The organism is Pyxidicoccus caerfyrddinensis (assembly GCF_010894405.1).
GTDB lineage: Bacteria > Myxococcota > Myxococcia > Myxococcales > Myxococcaceae > Myxococcus > Myxococcus caerfyrddinensis.
On sequence record NZ_JAAIYA010000001.1, the window covers coordinates 873,128 to 888,828 of the forward strand.

General features: G+C 69.9%; 12 protein-coding genes. 7 read left to right on the forward strand and 5 right to left on the reverse strand.

Translation table 11 applies throughout. The features are described from left to right. The first annotated feature begins 76 nt into the window (after positions 1-76). The 5 genes from G4D86_RS03245 (at position 77) to G4D86_RS03265 (ending at position 8,073) form a co-directional block, all read left to right on the forward strand. Entirely contained in the window at positions 77-1,057 is a 981-nt protein-coding gene (locus G4D86_RS03245; protein ID WP_163989215.1) for an AAA family ATPase, read from the forward strand. Further along, positions 1,054-2,025, forward strand: coding sequence for a DUF58 domain-containing protein (locus G4D86_RS03250; RefSeq protein WP_163989216.1), 972 nt, complete (start codon positions 1,054-1,056; stop codon positions 2,023-2,025). The genes G4D86_RS03245 and G4D86_RS03250 overlap by 4 nt, the downstream gene beginning before the upstream one ends. Continuing rightward, positions 2,022-4,070, forward strand: coding sequence for a transglutaminase TgpA family protein (locus G4D86_RS03255; RefSeq protein ID WP_205519438.1), 2,049 nt, complete (start codon positions 2,022-2,024; stop codon positions 4,068-4,070). The genes G4D86_RS03250 and G4D86_RS03255 overlap by 4 nt, the downstream gene beginning before the upstream one ends. A 484-nt stretch (positions 4,071-4,554) precedes the next feature. Continuing rightward, the gene (locus tag G4D86_RS03260; protein WP_163989220.1) at positions 4,555-5,442 is read left to right on the forward strand and encodes an RNA polymerase factor sigma-32; all 888 of its coding nucleotides are present in this window, start codon (positions 4,555-4,557) and stop codon (positions 5,440-5,442) included. A gap of 156 nt (positions 5,443-5,598) precedes the next feature. Continuing rightward, the gene (locus G4D86_RS03265; RefSeq protein WP_163989223.1) at positions 5,599-8,073 is read left to right on the forward strand and encodes an OPT family oligopeptide transporter; all 2,475 of its coding nucleotides are present in this window, start codon (positions 5,599-5,601) and stop codon (positions 8,071-8,073) included. A gap of 116 nt (positions 8,074-8,189) precedes the next feature. Here G4D86_RS03265 and G4D86_RS03270 read toward each other — a convergent pair whose 3' ends face one another. After that, positions 8,190-8,570, reverse strand: a complete 381-nt coding sequence (locus tag G4D86_RS03270) for a hypothetical protein (RefSeq protein ID WP_240360008.1) — start codon at positions 8,568-8,570, stop codon at positions 8,190-8,192. A gap of 187 nt (positions 8,571-8,757) precedes the next feature. Here G4D86_RS03270 and G4D86_RS03275 point away from each other — a divergent pair, with 187 nt between their 5' ends. Then, complete coding sequence (locus G4D86_RS03275; protein ID WP_163989225.1) at positions 8,758-10,518, forward strand: HEAT repeat domain-containing protein; 1,761 nt, start codon at positions 8,758-8,760, stop codon at positions 10,516-10,518. A gap of 5 nt (positions 10,519-10,523) precedes the next feature. Continuing rightward, positions 10,524-11,834 (forward strand): HD-GYP domain-containing protein, encoded by a 1,311-nt coding sequence (locus G4D86_RS03280; protein WP_163989227.1) that lies wholly within the window; start codon positions 10,524-10,526, stop codon positions 11,832-11,834. Here G4D86_RS03280 and G4D86_RS03285 read toward each other — a convergent pair. The 4 genes from G4D86_RS03285 to G4D86_RS03300 all read right to left on the reverse strand — a co-directional run bounded on the left by G4D86_RS03285 (position 11,815) and on the right by G4D86_RS03300 (position 15,636). Beyond that, on the reverse strand, positions 11,815-12,834 hold the full coding sequence (locus G4D86_RS03285) for an RluA family pseudouridine synthase (protein ID WP_163989229.1): 1,020 nt from the start codon (positions 12,832-12,834) through the stop codon (positions 11,815-11,817). The two genes, G4D86_RS03280 and G4D86_RS03285, sit on opposite strands and share 20 nt — an antisense overlap. 11 nt (positions 12,835-12,845) lie before the next feature. Further along, complete coding sequence (locus tag G4D86_RS03290; RefSeq protein WP_011553384.1) at positions 12,846-13,109, reverse strand: hypothetical protein; 264 nt, start codon at positions 13,107-13,109, stop codon at positions 12,846-12,848. 83 nt (positions 13,110-13,192) lie between these two features. After that, a complete protein-coding gene (locus G4D86_RS03295; RefSeq protein WP_163989231.1) occupies positions 13,193-14,614 on the reverse strand; it encodes a helix-turn-helix domain-containing protein in 1,422 nt (473 codons plus the stop codon). After that, entirely contained in the window at positions 14,611-15,636 is a 1,026-nt protein-coding gene (locus tag G4D86_RS03300) for a P-loop NTPase (RefSeq protein WP_163989404.1), read from the reverse strand. Before G4D86_RS03300 ends, G4D86_RS03295 begins: the two co-directional genes overlap by 4 nt. Positions 15,637-15,701 lie beyond the last annotated feature (65 nt).

Here is a 15,701-nt window from a genome sequence, read left to right on the forward strand (position 1 = left end):
AGGCAGGCGTCCCGCGAGGGGCGCGCCGCGAACCGGGTGTGCCGGCCCGCGAGGGAGTCGGCTAGAGTGGCGGGAGATGAACCAGCCTGCCCGCGTCCTGTCCCCCGTCCCTTCCCCTGCCTCCGCGCATTCGGCGATGGAACGGATCGCCACCCAGTTGGGGCGCGCGGTCCAGGGTAAGGAAGCCCAGGCCCAGCTCGTCGTGACGTGCCTGGTGGCCGGGGGGCATCTCCTCCTGGAGGACGTGCCGGGTGTGGGCAAGACGACACTCGCGGAGGCCCTGGCCCGGGCGTGTGGCCTGAGCTTCGCTCGCGTCCAGTTCACCGCGGACCTGATGCCGGCGGACATCCTCGGCGCCCAGGTCTTTCACGCGCAGTCGGCCACCTTCCAGTTCCGTCCTGGTCCCCTCTTCCGTCAGCTCGTGCTGGCGGATGAGCTGAACCGCGCACCGCCGCGCACGCAGTCCGCGCTGCTGGAGGCCATGGCGCAGGGCCAGGTGTCCCTGGACGGCGCCACATACCCACTGCCCGCGCCCTTCACCGTGGTGGCCACGCAGAACCCGGTGGACTTCTCCGGCACGTACCCGCTGCCGGACTCGCAGCTGGACCGCTTCATGGTGCGCATGTCGCTGGGCCACCCCGCCCCCGAGGTGGAGTCCCGGCTGCTGACCACCCGAGGCGTCGCGCCGGCCCTGGACGCAGTGGAGCTCGTCTCCGGTCCCGAGGAGGTGGCGTCCCTGCGCGCGCTGGCCGCGGAGCTGAAGCTGGACGGCGCGGTGGCGGACTACGTGGTGCGGCTGGCGACGGCCACGCGCCAGCACGGGGACATCGAGCGGGGTGCGTCCACGCGCGCGGTGCTGGCGCTGGGCGCGGCGGCGCGGGCGCAGGCCCTGTGGGAGTCCCGGGACTTCGTGACGCCGGGAGACGTGCGGGCGCTGCTGGTGCCCTGCTGGGCGCACCGTGTGCTGCTGCGCAGCGCCGTGCAGGGCGTGACGGCGCGAGACGAGGCGGCGCACCTCCTGGAGGAAATCTCCCGGAAGGTTCCGGCGCCCCGGTGACGCCGCGCCGGCGCAAGCAGTGGTGGGCCCGGGTGCGCGCCTGGCTCCGGCCGCCGCGCACCCTGAAGGTGACGCGCATCGGCCGCACGTACCTGGTGGTGACGTTCGGCGTGGGCCTGGGCGCGCTCAACACCGGCAACAACCTCCTCTACCTGCTGCTGGGCCTGCTGCTGAGCATGGTGGTGGTGTCCGGCGTGCTGTCCGAGCGCTGCCTGCAGGACGTGTCCGTGCGGCGCGTGGGCGCGGACGCGGCCTTCGCGGCCGAGCCCTTCGCCTTCCGCTGGGCGATTGCGAAGAAGCGGGGCCACGGCTTCGCCCTCACGCTGGGCGAAGCGGACTCGCCGCTGACGGGCGAGGGCGGCGTGGGCTACCTCCCCATGGGCGTGGACCACGTGGTGCGGGCCAACCTCACGGCGCCCCGGCGCGGACCGGTGCTGCTGACGGGCGTGCGCGTCACCACGACGTGGCCGCTGGGCCTGTTCGCCAAGTCGCGCGTGTTCTCCCTGGAGGGCACGCTCCTCGTCTACCCGCGGCGCGGCTACGCCTGCCAGGACCCGGGCGAGGCGGAGCGCGGGCCGGTGGGTGACGCGGGCAACCCGCGCCGCAACGACGGCACCGGCGACGTGTCCGGCCTGCGCGAGCTGATGCAGGGCGAGGACGCGCGCCGCATCCACTGGCGCAAGAGCGCGTCGGCGGGAAAGCTGCTGCGCGTGGAGCGCGAGCGCGAGGAGCGCCGCACCTGGGTGCTGGCGGTGGTCGCCGGGCTCGAGGGCGACGCGCTGGAGCGCCGCTGCGAGGAGGTGGCCGCGCTGGCGCACCGGCTCATCGAGGAGGGCCACGAAGTCGGGCTGGACACGGCGGACGGCCGCGTGCGCCCCGCCGCGGGCACCGCGCAGGAGCGGCGCGTCCTCCGGGCCCTGGCGTGGCTGGGCCACGAGGGCCCGCACGAGGACGAGGAGGCGGCATGAGGCACGGCTTGCGGCTGAGGCTGCGGGACCTGGGCGCCGGGGCCGCCTTCGCCTCCATGGGCGTGTCCGGGCAATTGCCGGTGTGGACGCTCGCCCTCTACGGGCTGGCGCTGCTGTGCGCGCTCATGGGGCGGCGCCTGTTCGGCCGGCGGGCGAAGCTGACCGCGCTGCTGTTGCTCGTGGTGGCGGTGGTGCTGGGCATGAATGTCCTGGCCGGCTCGCTCAACCTGGTGGTGGCGGCGTGCGCCTTCGCGGGCCTCATCTCCGCGCACCGCCTGCTGTCCACGCCCGAGCCGGCCACCGACGGGCAGGTCCACCTGTCCGGGCTGCTGATGGTGGCGGGCGGCGCGGCGCTGACCGGCGAGCTCACCTACGGCGTGTGTCTGGTGGCCTTCGGCGTGCTGTCCAGCATGTCGCTGGCGCTGGGCGTGGTGGAGGCCGCGGTGCCGGAAGGCGAGCCGGTGCCGGTGCGCCAGGTGATGCGCCCGCTGGCCACGGGGCTGACCTTCGCGGTGGCCGGCGCGGTGGCCTTCTTCATCCTCTTCCCGCGCCTCAACTGGAACATGATGGGCCCGCGCGCCGCGCCGGGCCTGGGCGCCGCCACCACGGGCTTCTCCAACACCGTGCGGCTGGGCGGCGCCGGCACCATCAAGGGCAACCCCCGCATCGTCCTGCGCGCCACCCTGGACCCGGCTCCGGACAAGGAGAACCTGGACGCGTACTGGGTGGGCCGCACCTACGACATCTTCGACGGGCAGGAATGGACGAACGTGGGCGGCGCCCGGGGCACCGGCGACTGGATGGTGACGCTGCGGCCGGGCAGCGAGGGCCTCATCCACCAGCGCGTCGAGTTGCTCCCCGCGTACGGGGCCAGCACGCTGGTGGCCCTGGAGACGCCCTCGAGGCTGGGCAACGCGGCCTCCCACACGCAGACGGGCAGCCGGCGCGCCCGCATCCAGGAGCTGGGTGGCGGCGAGGTGCGCTTCCTCGACCCTGGCATCGCCTTCAGCTACGAGGCCTACAGCCTTCCTCCCGGCGGCAGCGGTGACAGCTTCCAGAAGCTCCCCGCCAACGAGCAGGACGCGCTGCTGACCCTGCCGGAGAACATCGACCCCCGCGTCGCGCAGACGGCCGCGCGGGTGCTCAACGGCGAGCGCGAGCCGCTGGCCGCCGCGCAGAAGCTGGCCGCGTGGCTGCAGCGGGAGAACTCGTACACGCTGGAGCTGGGCGGGGACGTGGAGGATCCGCTCGCGGACTTCCTCTTCGAGCGCAAGGCGGGACACTGCGAGCACTTCGCCACCGCCCTCACGCTGATGCTGCGCACGCAGGGCTTCCGCGCGCGGCTGGCCACGGGCTTCTTCGGCGGCGAGCGGGTGAATGACGTCTACATCGTCCGCGCCGGTGACGCGCACGCGTGGACGCACGTGCTGGTGCCCGGGCGCGGCTTCGTCACCGTGGACGCGACGCCGCCGGCCCACCGCGCCAGCCAGGCCTCCGAATTCCTCCAGGATCTGCTCGGCTTCTACGAGTCGCTGGAGGAGCGCTGGCGCAGCGCCGTGGTCGACTACTCCTTCAGGGACCAGCTGGACGTGGCGCGCGCGCTCGTCCGCCCGCCCAAAGGCTCCGACGAGGACGAGTCGCCGAGCCGGTTGCCGCCGCTTCGGGCCTGGGCCACCGCGCTCGTGGCCGGCGCCGTCACGTATGGCGTCTGGCGCAGGCTGGCCCGGTTCCTCGGGCGTGAGCGCCCGCATGACGCCACGCGCTTCGTGGACGCGGTGGAAGCCCAGCTCGCCTCCGCCCGGCTGGAGCGCCACGAGGGCGAGACGCTGGAGGAGCTGGACGCGCGGCTCGCCCGCGAGCATCACCCGCTCTCCCCTGCCCTGAGCCCCATCACCCGCCGCTACCTGGAGGCCCGCTTCGGTGGCCGCCCGCTGCGCCAGGGCGAGTCGGCGGAGCTCCTCGCCACGCTCAAGCGTGCCATCGCCGCCGACGCCCGCCGCGCCGCCGCGGAAGAGCGCGCTCCCCGCGCCCGCCGCGCTTCCTGAGCCCGGCGCGTCGCCCGCGATTCCCGAGCCCCGCGCGTCGCCCGCGATTCCCGAGCCCCGCGCGTCGCCCGCGATTCCCGAGCCCGACCTTGCGAGCGTGGAGGCCCCTGTCCTCCCGTCCGCTCTCCGTGCGTTCCAGCGCGATCGAGGAAACGCACCTGTCATCCACGGTGCGAAGCGTTACGCCTTTTGCGTCGCCCGGGCAGACAGGTCCGGACCTCACGTGGGAGGCCGCTTGCTCATCAATCTGAACTTCCTACCGCTCCGTTTCCGAGGTCGCCCTCCAGGCGCGATGTAACCGTTACAGGTTTCCCGCCTTGTACACGCGGCCAACCTCCGCCAACCCCCCGCAGACATTGGGGAAGACGCACAGCAGCAAGTTGGCACCGCCGTTGCTCAAGGCAGCCTTCGTCAAGTTGTCAGGCTGTCCGAACACATTTTCTCGGCCTCCCAAGAGAGAGGCCACCGTCGGGAGACACCACTCATGCAGGCTTCCACCGAGCAGTCGTCCAACTCCGGCTCTCTGGCGATGTACCTCTCGGAGATCAACCACTACTCCCTCCTCACGGTGGAGGAAGAGCAGGGGCTGGCGCGGCGCTTCATCAAGGGGGACCTGGCCGCCGGCCACCGCCTGGTGACGTCCAACCTGCGCTTCGTGGTGAAGGTCGCCTACGAGTACCGCTCCTACGGCATCAAGATGTCCGACCTCATCCAGGAGGGGAACATCGGCCTGATGAAGGCCGTGCAGAAGTTCGACCCGGACAAGGGCATCCGTCTCATCTCCTACGCGGTGTGGTGGATCCGCGCGTACATCCAGAACTACATCCTGAAGAGCTGGAGCCTGGTGAAGCTCGGCACCACGCAGGCGCAACGCAAGCTGTTCTTCAGTCTGGCCCGCACGCGCCGCGAGCTGGAGAAGTTCGGCAGCGGCGACGCCATCGTGAATGTGGATGACATTGCCCGCCGGCTGCACGTGAAGCCCGGCGAGGTGCGCGAGATGGAGCAGCGCATGGGCGGCCGCGACCTCTCGCTCGACGCGCCCATGGGCGAGGACGGCGGCAACAGCCACGTGGACTTCGTGGTGAGCGCCGCCGCGCCGCAGGACGACGAGTTCGCGGACAAGGAAGAGGCGGGCCTCATCAACGCCCGCGTCCGCACCGCGCTGATGCGCCTGGACCCGCGCGAGCGCTTCATCATCGAGCAGCGCGTCATGAACGAGCGCCCGATGACGCTCAAGGAGCTGGGCGAGCACTTCGGCTTCTCCCGCGAGCGCGCCCGCCAGCTGGAGATTCGCGCCAAGGACAAGCTGAAGTCCGAGCTGGCCGCCCTCATGGCCGAGGTGGACCCCGAGGCCGCCGCCATGCAGCAGTAGTCCGCGCCTGACGCGGCAGGTCGGCCAGACATCGGCCGGCTCCCAGCGCCTCCGCCCCACCCGGGCGGGGGCGCTTGTCATTTGTGCGCTCTGTTTCACGGGCGCTCGGCTCCCTGCTAGAAGGGACGGCGATTCCCCTCTGAAGGAGCCTCACGCTTGGCCCACGGTAGCCCGCCGGTCGCCGAAGATCGCGTCCCTGTCGCAGAGGTGCACGCGCCCCACGCGCATACGCCCTACGTCTCCCCTGACAAGTCGCCCCTGGAGATGACCATCCGAGGCCTGGTGCTCGGCTCGGTGTTGGGCGTCGTGTTCGCCGCCTCGTCCGTGTACCTGGCCATCAAGGTCGGCCTCACGGTGTCCGCCTCCATCCCCGTGGCGGTGCTCTCCATCGCCATCTTCCGGGCCCTGGGCAACTCCAGCATCCTGGAGAACACCATCGTCCAGACGGCGGGCTCCGCCGGCGAGTCGCTGGCCTTCGGCGTGGCGGCGGCGCTCCCTGCGCTATTGCTCCTGGGCTACGACATCAGCCTCACCCATGCCTTCCTCACCGCGGCGCTGGGCGGCGTGCTCGGCGTGCTGATGATGATTCCGCTGCGCCAGGGCCTCATCGTCCAGGAGCACGGCAAGCTGCCCTACCCCGAAGGGACGGCCAGCGCGGACGTGCTGATAGTGGGCGAGCAGGGCGGCACCAACGCGCGCACGGTCATCATCGGCTTCGTGGTGGGTGGCATCTACAAGTTCGCGTACTCGGGCATGAAGCTGTTCCGCGAGACGCTGGCCACACCCATCAAGGGCCTGAAGAGCGCGACGCTGGCCACCGAGGTGAGCCCGGAGCTGCTGGGCGTGGGCTACATCATCGGCCCGCGCGTGGCGGCGATTACGTTCGCCGGCGGCGTGCTGAGCTACCTCATCCTCATCCCCGCCATCTCCTTCTTCGGCAGCGGGCTGGAGCAGCCGCTGCTGGTGCACAACGGGCAGCTCATCCGGGACATGTCGCCGGACCAGATTCGCAACGCATACGTGCTCTACATCGGCGCGGGCGCGGTGGCCACGGGCGGCCTCATCAGCCTCATCCGCTCCATGCCCACCATCATCGGCGCCTTCCAGCGCAGCGTCGCCACGCTGCGCGCCTCGCGCAACCAGGGCACCGGACCGGTGTTGCTGCGCACCGAGCAGGACCTGCCCATCACCGTGGTGCTCGTGGGCAGCCTGCTGCTGGTGCTGGCCATCTGGCTGGCGCCGCCGCTGCAGGTCAACTTCATCTCCGCCATCCTCATCGTCATCTTCGGCTTCTTCTTCGTGACGGTGAGCGCGCGAATCACGGGTGAGATCGGCAGCTCGTCCAACCCCATCTCCGGCATGGTGGTGGCCACGCTGCTCGTCACCTGCCTCGTGTACCTGCTCCTGGGGTGGACGTCCTCCGAGGACCGCTTCATGGCGCTGACCACGGCGGCCATCGTCGGAATCGCGGCCTCCAACGGCGGCACCACCGCGCAGGACCTGAAGACGGCCTTCCTGGTGGGCGGCACGCCCCGCAAGCAGCAGGTGGCGCTCTTCGTCGGCGTGCTCACGAGCGCGATGTTCATCGGCCTGGTGCTGGTGACGCTCAACCGCGGCGCCACCGTCACCATCCCCGAGCCGCACCCGGGCGTGCAGGTGACGGACTTCACGGAGGAGACGCGCGTGCAGCACACCTTCCCCTGGGCGCTCTCCGCCGAGACGCTGGCCTCGCGCGGCCTGGACCAGGCGGCGCTGCGCAAGGCCCTCTGGGCGCAGGGCTATGAGCTGAACACGCAGGGCGGCACCCCCGAGCTGCGCAGCTGGCGCGAGGTGTCCATGCAGGACGCGGGCGCGGTGTCGCTCAGCCTCGCCAACGACACGCAGGTGAAGGTGTCCGAGCTGGGCACCCTCACCGAGGGCCCGAAGCGCACGTACAAGGAAGGCCACGTGCGAGGCGCGGACACACCGGTGCCCGCGGGCAAGTACCTCGTCGACGAGGCGGGCACCATCCAGTACGTGGTGGACCCGGGCATCGGCGGCCGCATCGCCGTGTACGAGGGCCAGCAGCTCACGCGCTACTCCGCGCCCAAGGCGCAGCTGTTCGCGCTCATCATCGACGGCATCCTCACGCAGCGGCTGCCGTGGGACCTGGTGCTCCTGGGCGTGTTCATCGCGCTGATGCTGGAGCTGTGCGGCGTGTCCGCCCTGCCCTTCGCGGTGGGCGTGTACCTGCCCATCAGCAGCAGCACGCCGCTCTTCGTGGGCGGCATGGTGCGCTACGTGGTGGACCGCGTGCGCGGCGGCAGCGCGGCCGAGTCCGAGTTCTCCCCCGGCACCCTGCTGTCCTCCGGCTACATCGCCGGTGGCTCCATCGCCGGCGTGCTCATCGCCATCCTGGAGATTGCCAGCGACGGCGCCCTGACTCGCGCCATCAACCTGCCGGCCGTGCTGGGCCACCTGGGCGGCCTGGGCGGCTTCCTCAACGCGGTGGGCGAGAGCGAGATGGCGCACCCCGTCTGGTCCAACGTCTGGGGCCTGCTCTTCTTCGCCGGCCTCACCCTCTTCCTGCTGCGCTCCGCCCTCAAGGGCGAGAGCGCCGCGGTGGCCCCGCCTCCGCAGAAGCAGTCCTGACGCCCACCACGGCGGCGGTGCCTCGCGTGAGGCACCGCGCGTCCGGGACGGTTCCATGAAGTGACTCGAGGCGGCGTGGGAGGAATCCCCGCCGCCTCGTTCATTTCAGGCGCCGCTCACAGCGGCGGGTGGGACGGTGGCACGCTCGAGGGACGCTGCGGCTCGTCGACCCCGGACGCTGCGTCTTCCGACTGCGACTCCGAGTCCGGCAGCGCGGCGCCGCCCTCCGCGCACACGTATTCAGCACGCAGCGGCGCGACGATGCCGAAGGTAAAGAAATAGACGATGGGTCCCCAGACGGGCCAGTACACATCCACCCGCGACAGGCCCCGCGGGCATTCCGCCGCCGCCACGTTGGACATCGTCAGGCCGTACGCCAGACTCACGCCCGTCTGCTCCTCCACGTCTCCCGAGCGCGGCGCGCCAGAGCGCACACTCATCCGGAAGCACCCCGTCAGCGACAGCAGCAGCATCCCGCTCGCCAGCATCCGCTTCATGCGCTTGAGACTCCCTCGGTGGCTGACGCGGCTCGTACCACACCAGGAAATCCCGGTCATCCGGGGCGCTGTTACGCAGGTGTCACCCCAAGCCCTTGAACTTCCACCGGTTCGTCCCCTGGGTAACAGACGGAAATCAGGGTAGGCTTGGGATACCGCCCGAGCGGAGAGTTGCAGACGCATGGCCATGGCCCAGCCCCAGAAAGCCGCACCTGACGCGAGCCCCGAGCTCACTCCCGAAGTGAAGGAGAAGGTCGAGCTGGCGAAGACGTTCGCCTTCCACCTGCTCAAGGGCATCAAGCAGATCGGCATGTACCGCCACAACGAGTCGCGCTTCCCGGAGTTCCTCTCGAAAGCGCTCGAGTCCGTCCAGTCGTACCACGAGAAGTACGGCCCGCTGTCGCTGAAGGTGGAGCAGCAGAACCTGACGCTGTACGGGGAGTCGCTGTTCACCGAGGACACCCCGCTGCCCTACAAGTTCTTCCGGGACGGCATCCGGCAGCTCATCTTCCGCCCGGGCATGATGGTGGAGGAGCTGGTCACCTTCACGATGGTTGCCCTGTCCGAGCCGGAGCGCGGCGCGGAGGACGTGCTGGCGCAGCTGTGGCGCGCGAGCATGGAGCACGTGGAGTACGTGGTGGTGGAGGGCTTCTCCATGGAGTCCGCCACCGAGGAGGAGGTCCAGGTCGAGGTGGACAAGGTGGTGGGCTACCTCTACTCGCGCCTGCAGACGAACTCGGATGACTACCTGCGCTTCGCGCGCGTGTCCGCGGAGGACCTGGACTCCAAGCTGGACGGCGTGGAGCAGATTCGTGGCCTCGTGGTGGGCGGCCGCCACGCGTCGGACGAGCTGAAGGCGAAGCTGCAGCGCGAGGTGAGTGAGGAGGAGAACGCGCGGCTGTTCCCCAAGCTGGTCAGCGCCGTGTTCCAGGTGGTGGAAGGTGGCGTCGAGGACGCCACGCTGCTCGAGGAAATCTTCGTGCAGCTCCTGGACATGCTCCTCATCCAGGACGACTTCAGCACCATCAACCAGATCGTCCTCAAGCTGCGCGCGCTGTCACAGCGCGACGGCGGCGAGGGCCTGTCGCGGTTGCTGGACAACTTCCTCCACAAGATGGGAGAGGAGCAGCGCCTGATGCGCCTGGGCGAGTCGCTGAAGACGGCGCGCCCGAAGAACCCGGCGGACGTGACGCGCTACCTGCAGGCGCTGGGCAGGGACGCCATCGTCCCGCTGCTCACGGTGCTGGAGACCATCGAGGTGCCGGAGAACCGCGCGCTGCTGTGCGACGTCATGGCGGGCTACGCGCGCGAGCTGCCGGACCCCTTCGTGATGCGCCTGGTGTCGGACCGTCCGCAGACGGTGCGCGACATGGTCTACATCCTGGAGAAGAGCAACCACCCGGACCGCCTGAAGATGTTCGCCCAGGTGCTCAAGAGCCCCAATCTGGTGGTGAAGCTGGAGGTCATCAGCATCATCGGCAAGGGCCGCACCGGCGAGGCGCGACGGATGATGGTCGACACACTGGCGGACCCCATCTCCCAGGTGCGCATGCTGGCCGCGAAGATGCTGCCGGAGTTCGACCGGGACAAGGCCTACGCGGACCTAGTGCGGGTGGTGCGGGACGCAGCGTTCGAGAAGAAGACCCCGGACGAGCGCGTGGCCTTCTACACGGCCATCGGCTCCACGGGCACGCCCGGGGCGCTGTCGATGATGCAGCAGATGTTGGCGGTGAAGCCCTCGCTGCTCAACAGGAAGCGCGTGCTGGACGACAAGCTGCTGGCCATCCACGGCCTGGGCGGCGCGTGCTCCATCCAGGGCTACAAGCTGTTGCAGCAGGTGGTGGAGGACAAGAGCCAGCCCCTGGAAGTGCTCACCGCCGCGCGCAAGGCGATGTACCAGACACGCAAGACGTTGTTCGGGGACTCGGCGCTCCCTGAGGAGGCTTGAGACACATGGCCGAGAATCTGAAGGTCAATCAGAGCCAGGACGAGAACGTCAACGAGTACGGCCGCGAGCACAACGAGAAGCTCCAGTCGCTCGCGCGCTCCATGGTCGCCGGCCTCTACATGCTGGTGCGCTCGGTGAAGATGTATGACCCCGAGAACGCCGTCTTCCAGAAGCCGCTCCACCAGCTCCAGGACATCGTCAACCAGATCATCGGCAAGGAAGGCCGGCTGGAGCTGACGGGCGTCAAGGAGTCCTTCTACCTCAACGGCATGCTGGTGAAGGTGGACCTCAACTCCATCGAGAACCAGCGCTACCTGCTGGCGGAGATGCGCGCCAAGGACGTGGGCGGCTTCACGCTCACCAAGCCGGTGACGGTGCCGGAGCTGAAGAACTTCGTCTGGATCTTCGCCAAGGAGCAGTCCGGCACGACGGAGGAGGACGGGCTGTCGGGCCGCAAGCTGCTCAACATGCGCGTGGCCAAGTTCTCCAAGCTCAAGGAGAAGCTGGACAAGGACATGGACAACCCGGGCGACATGAAGGTCGATCGCAAGAAGTATGCGATGACCATCTACGCCCGCGCGGTGTTCTTCCTGTCGAAGTACCTGGAGTCCGTGCGCGCGGGGAAGCCCATCAACGCGTCCAAGGCGCTGCGGCTCGTGCAGGACTTCGTGGACATCTCCTACGAGCAGAAGACGCACTTCCTGGGAATGACGACGATGCGGCGCGAGGACGACTACCTCGTGTACCACCAGGTCAACGTCTGCCTGATGAGCATCGTCTTCGGCGCGGAGCTGGGGCTGACGAAGCCGCAGCTGAGAGACCTGGGCTACATCGCCCTCTTCCACGACGCGGGCATGGCGACGCTGCCGGAGGAGCTGTCCACCAAGCGCGGCGCGCTGTCTCCGGATGAGCGGGTGGCGGTGCAGAAGGCGCCGCTTATCTCGGTGCGCAACATCCTGATGGAGAAGGGCTTCAGCCGCTCCACGCTGCTGCGCGTGGTGACGACGTTCGAGCACAAGACGGACTTCGGCACCGCGGTGCGCGACTCGCGCGGCAACATCCAGATGATCATCCCGAAGACGAACCTCGGGGCGTACGCGAAGATCATCGCCATCTGCGACGCGTACGACGCGCTCACGTCCAAGCGCCCGTACCGGGATGCCTACGGCCCGGAAGTGGCGCTGATGCTGATGTGGACGGAGATGCGCAACAAGTTCGACCCCGAGCTGCTCGCGGTCTTCATGCGCGTCATGGCGATTCAACCGGTGAAGGTGCTGTCCAAGCGGCAGCAGACGCTCAGCGTGTCCGGCCTGTAGCCCGCTTCGCCGCCTTCTTCCGGGCGGCGGGCTTGCGCTTCGCTTCCGGCTCGGCCGGGGTGCCGCGCAGCAACTCCAGCGCGGCGGTGAAGTCCTCGGGGATGGGCGCTTCCAGGTTGAGCGCCTTGCCCGTGCGCGGGTGGGCGAAGGCCAGCCGCCACGCGTGCAGCGCCTGACGCCCCAGCCGCTCCTGCGCCTCCCCCGCCCTGCCCTTCGCCTTGCGGCCGGCGCCATAGAGGGCGTCGCCGAGCAGCGGGTGGCCGGACTCGGCCAGGTGAACGCGAATCTGGTGCGTGCGGCCGGTGAGCAGGTCCACCTCCACCAGCGCGGCGCCGTCGAAGGACTCGAGCACGCGGTAGAGGGTGATGGCCTGCTTGCCCTCCTTCACCTTGCCGGTGAACTTCTGACGATTGACGGGGTGGCGGCCGTAGAGCGTCTCGATGCGCCCCTCTGCCGGCGGCACACCGTGGACGAGCGCCAGGTACGTCTTCTCCACCGCGCGTGACTTGAAGGCCTTCTGCAGGGCCACGAGCGTCTGCTCGTGCTTCGCCACCACGAGGCAGCCGGTGGTGTCCTTGTCCAGCCGGTGGACGATGCCCGGGCGCAGCTCGCCGCCCACGCCGGCCAGGTCCTTCACGCGGTGGAGCAGCGCATTGACGAGCGTCCCGGAGGCATGCCCCGCGCCGGGGTGCACCACCATGCCCGCGGCCTTGTCCACCACCACGAGGTCCTTGTCCTCGTGGAGCACGGCGAGCGGCAGCTCCTCCGCCAACGGGACGGCGGCCACGGGCGCGGGGACGTGGAGGCTGAGCAGCTCACCGCCTCGCAGGCGCTTCGCCGGCTTGGCGGGCTGCCCGTCGGTGAGCACATGCCCGGCCTCGATGAGGCCATGGATGCGTGAGCGGGTGAGGTCCGGGAACGCCCGGGCGAGGTACTGGTCCACGCGCTCTCCGCGAGCTTCGGGCGGGGCGCGGTGCTCTCGCGTGTCGGGCGCTGCCACGTTCGGAGGGGTTACCAGATCTTCGACTTCACGTGCGCCTTGGAGCGCAGGACGATGTCGTTGATGGCGCGCTCGAAGAAGTTCATCTTCGTGAAGATCTCCTGGCTGACGCGGCTCTTGTAGAGCTCGCGGCCCTCTTCCAGTTCCTCCTTGAGGACCTCGAAGAGGTTGTCCTGCTCGATGCCCTTGATGATCTTCTGCTCGTTGTAGAGCGAGATATCCGAGGCAATCGCACGGGCGAGCCGCATCGCCTTGACCTTTTCCTCGTCCGTCATCGTCCTACCTACTTAGGCACCGGTCTGGGGGGAGTCAACTTTCATCGCACCCCTGTACCGATGCGCCCCTCTCCTGGACGGAGTCACTTCTTCCCTGACTTCTCAGAAGCCAGGGCCAGATAGCTCCTGGACACCCGGAGCGGATCCAGCCCGAGCTCGCGGGCGAGGTTCATGAGGATGCCGCGCAGGTACACGGGGGCCGGGAGGGCGGTGTAGCGGTCGGCCTCCACGTTCTCCAGGTGGCCCTTGGAGATGCGGGTGCGGTCGGCGACCTGCTGGAGGGAGAACGACCGGGCCTCGCGCACGCGGCGCAGCAGTTCTCCGTTGAACTCGGCGTCCGCCGGGATGTCCGGGGTGCGGGGACGCGGCTCGCGCACGCGGGCCGCCACCTGCGCCAGCGCTGCCTCCGCCGTGGCGATGGCCGAGTCCTGGGAGAGCACCTGGGCGTCGCCGAGCTGCCGCCCGGAGCCCGGACGCGGTGCCGACCGGCCAGCCTCGGAGGCCGGGCCGACCGTGGCGGTGCGGATGGATGGCGTGCGAGCACCCGGCCGGGATGAGGGAGCCGAGGGGCCCTCCTTGCGGCCAGGCACGGTGGCGAGCGCGGTGCTCTCGGGCGCGGGGGCGGTGGGCGCGAGCTGCTGGGGCACGGACTCAGGCGCGGGTTCCGAGGCGACTTCGACCGCGGCGGGCGCCACGGGAGGCGTGGGCTCGGTCACCGACTCCGAAGCGGCCGCGACAGTGACGGGCGTGGGCGCCGATTCCGTAGCAGCCGTGACAGCAACAGGCGTCGCGGAGGCCGCAGCGACGGGCGCCTGCACCGGCTCCGTCGCGGACGCGACCGGGATGGGCGTCGAGGCCGTGGACGGTGCGCTGGTCGCGGGCGCGCTCGAGGCCGTCTCCGACGCGGAGGCCACCGTGGGCACATACACGGAGCTGCCGAGGACCTGCGAGTCCTGCAACGAACTGGACACGTACGCGAAGGAGAACCCACGGAAGAACGTGGCGCGGAAGTCCGACGGTCCCACCGGGCTCGTGGCCGCCTCCGGGGGCGGAGGCGTGGCCGTCGAGGTCTGCTCCACCTCCTCTGGCGCATGTGCAGCGGGCGCCGCCGTACTGGCACCCTCCCCCGTCCCCGCCGCGTCCACCTCCGCCGCGGCCGAGCTCGCGAGTGCCTCGGCGGCGCGTTCCACCGTGCCCGCCACGGGCGTGGCCTCGGGCGACGGCCTGCCTCCCGCCGTGACGGTCTCCGCCATCCGCCGGGTGGGCAGGCCCAGGTCCTTGTCGTACTCGGCGCGCAGGTCCTCGTCGGTGAGGATCTCCATCGCCTCGGTCATCCGGGCGCGAAGGCCGTCCACCTGCTCGGGGTCGACCAGCGCGTACACGGCGATGGAGTCCGGCGCATAGAGCTCCATCAGCCGCGAGTACGCCGCGCGGATGTCATCCACCGGAGCGGAGACAGGGACCTCCAGGAGCTCGTAATAGGTCTGCTGCTCGAAGGGCTTCATGGGGAAGACGGGTCGAGGTTGCTGTCGAGTGCGAGAAGGCGATCGGCGATGCGCTGGATGGCCGTGGCCGCCGGGGAATCGGGCCGTTCGATGAGGACCGGACGGCGCTTGCGCACCGAGCGCCACGCCTCGTCGTCGTAGCGGATGGCGCCGAGGTCATCCATCTCGATGCCGAAGAACTTCTTCCACGCGGAGGCGACCGCCGTCCCCACGTTGAGGTCCGCGTCCGTGCGCGCCTGGTTCACCACCAGCCGGATGCGGAAGGCGGCCAGTTCGCGCTCCAGCCGCTCCGCGGCCGCGGGGTCCTTGCGCCGCGCCTGCGCGAGCACATCATGCAGCGTACGCAGCGAGCCCTCGCGCGTGGTGAGCGCGCTCTCCACCATGTCCTGGATGCCGTACTGCGCCTCCATCTGCTGGAGCTTCCGGAAGAACGCCGCCTTGGCGAAGCGGTACGCATTCTCCACCGAGGTCGGCTCGGGCAGCACCACCAGCAGTCCGTGGTCCGCCATGATGAAGAAGTCGATGGTGTTGAAGCTGGTGCCCGCGCCCAGGTCCAGGATGAGGTAGTCCGCCGACGCGCCCATCAGCGTCTTCAGCAGCTTCTGCTTCTGCGCGTACTTGAGGTTGGCGGCGTCCAGCGCGTCCTGCGCGCCGGCGATGAGCGACAGCCGGGGCACGCCCGTGGGGACGATGACCTCCTCGAGCGTCGCCTTGTTCTTGCGCAGGAAGTCCGAGAGCGTGGCCGCGGGCTGCCCCACGCCCAGGCACGTGTGCAGGTTGGCTCCGCCCAGGTCGGCGTCCACCAGCAGCACGTTGAGCCCGGACTGCGCGAGCGCCACGCCGAGGTTCGCGGACACCATGGACTTGCCGATGCCGCCCTTGCCTCCGCCCACGGCGATGATGCGCCGGGGACGGGGACGACGGGACAGCCCCGGAGGGCCGGAGGCTACCGGACCCGGTGTCTTGGAGACGGGGCCCAGGACATGGGCTTCGCTCCGGGGCGCTCGCGAGGGTTCGGTCATGGAGGACAGTGGGACGGGCTTCAATGGAACTCCCATCAAAGCCCGTCCTACTGCCCGAGTCGACT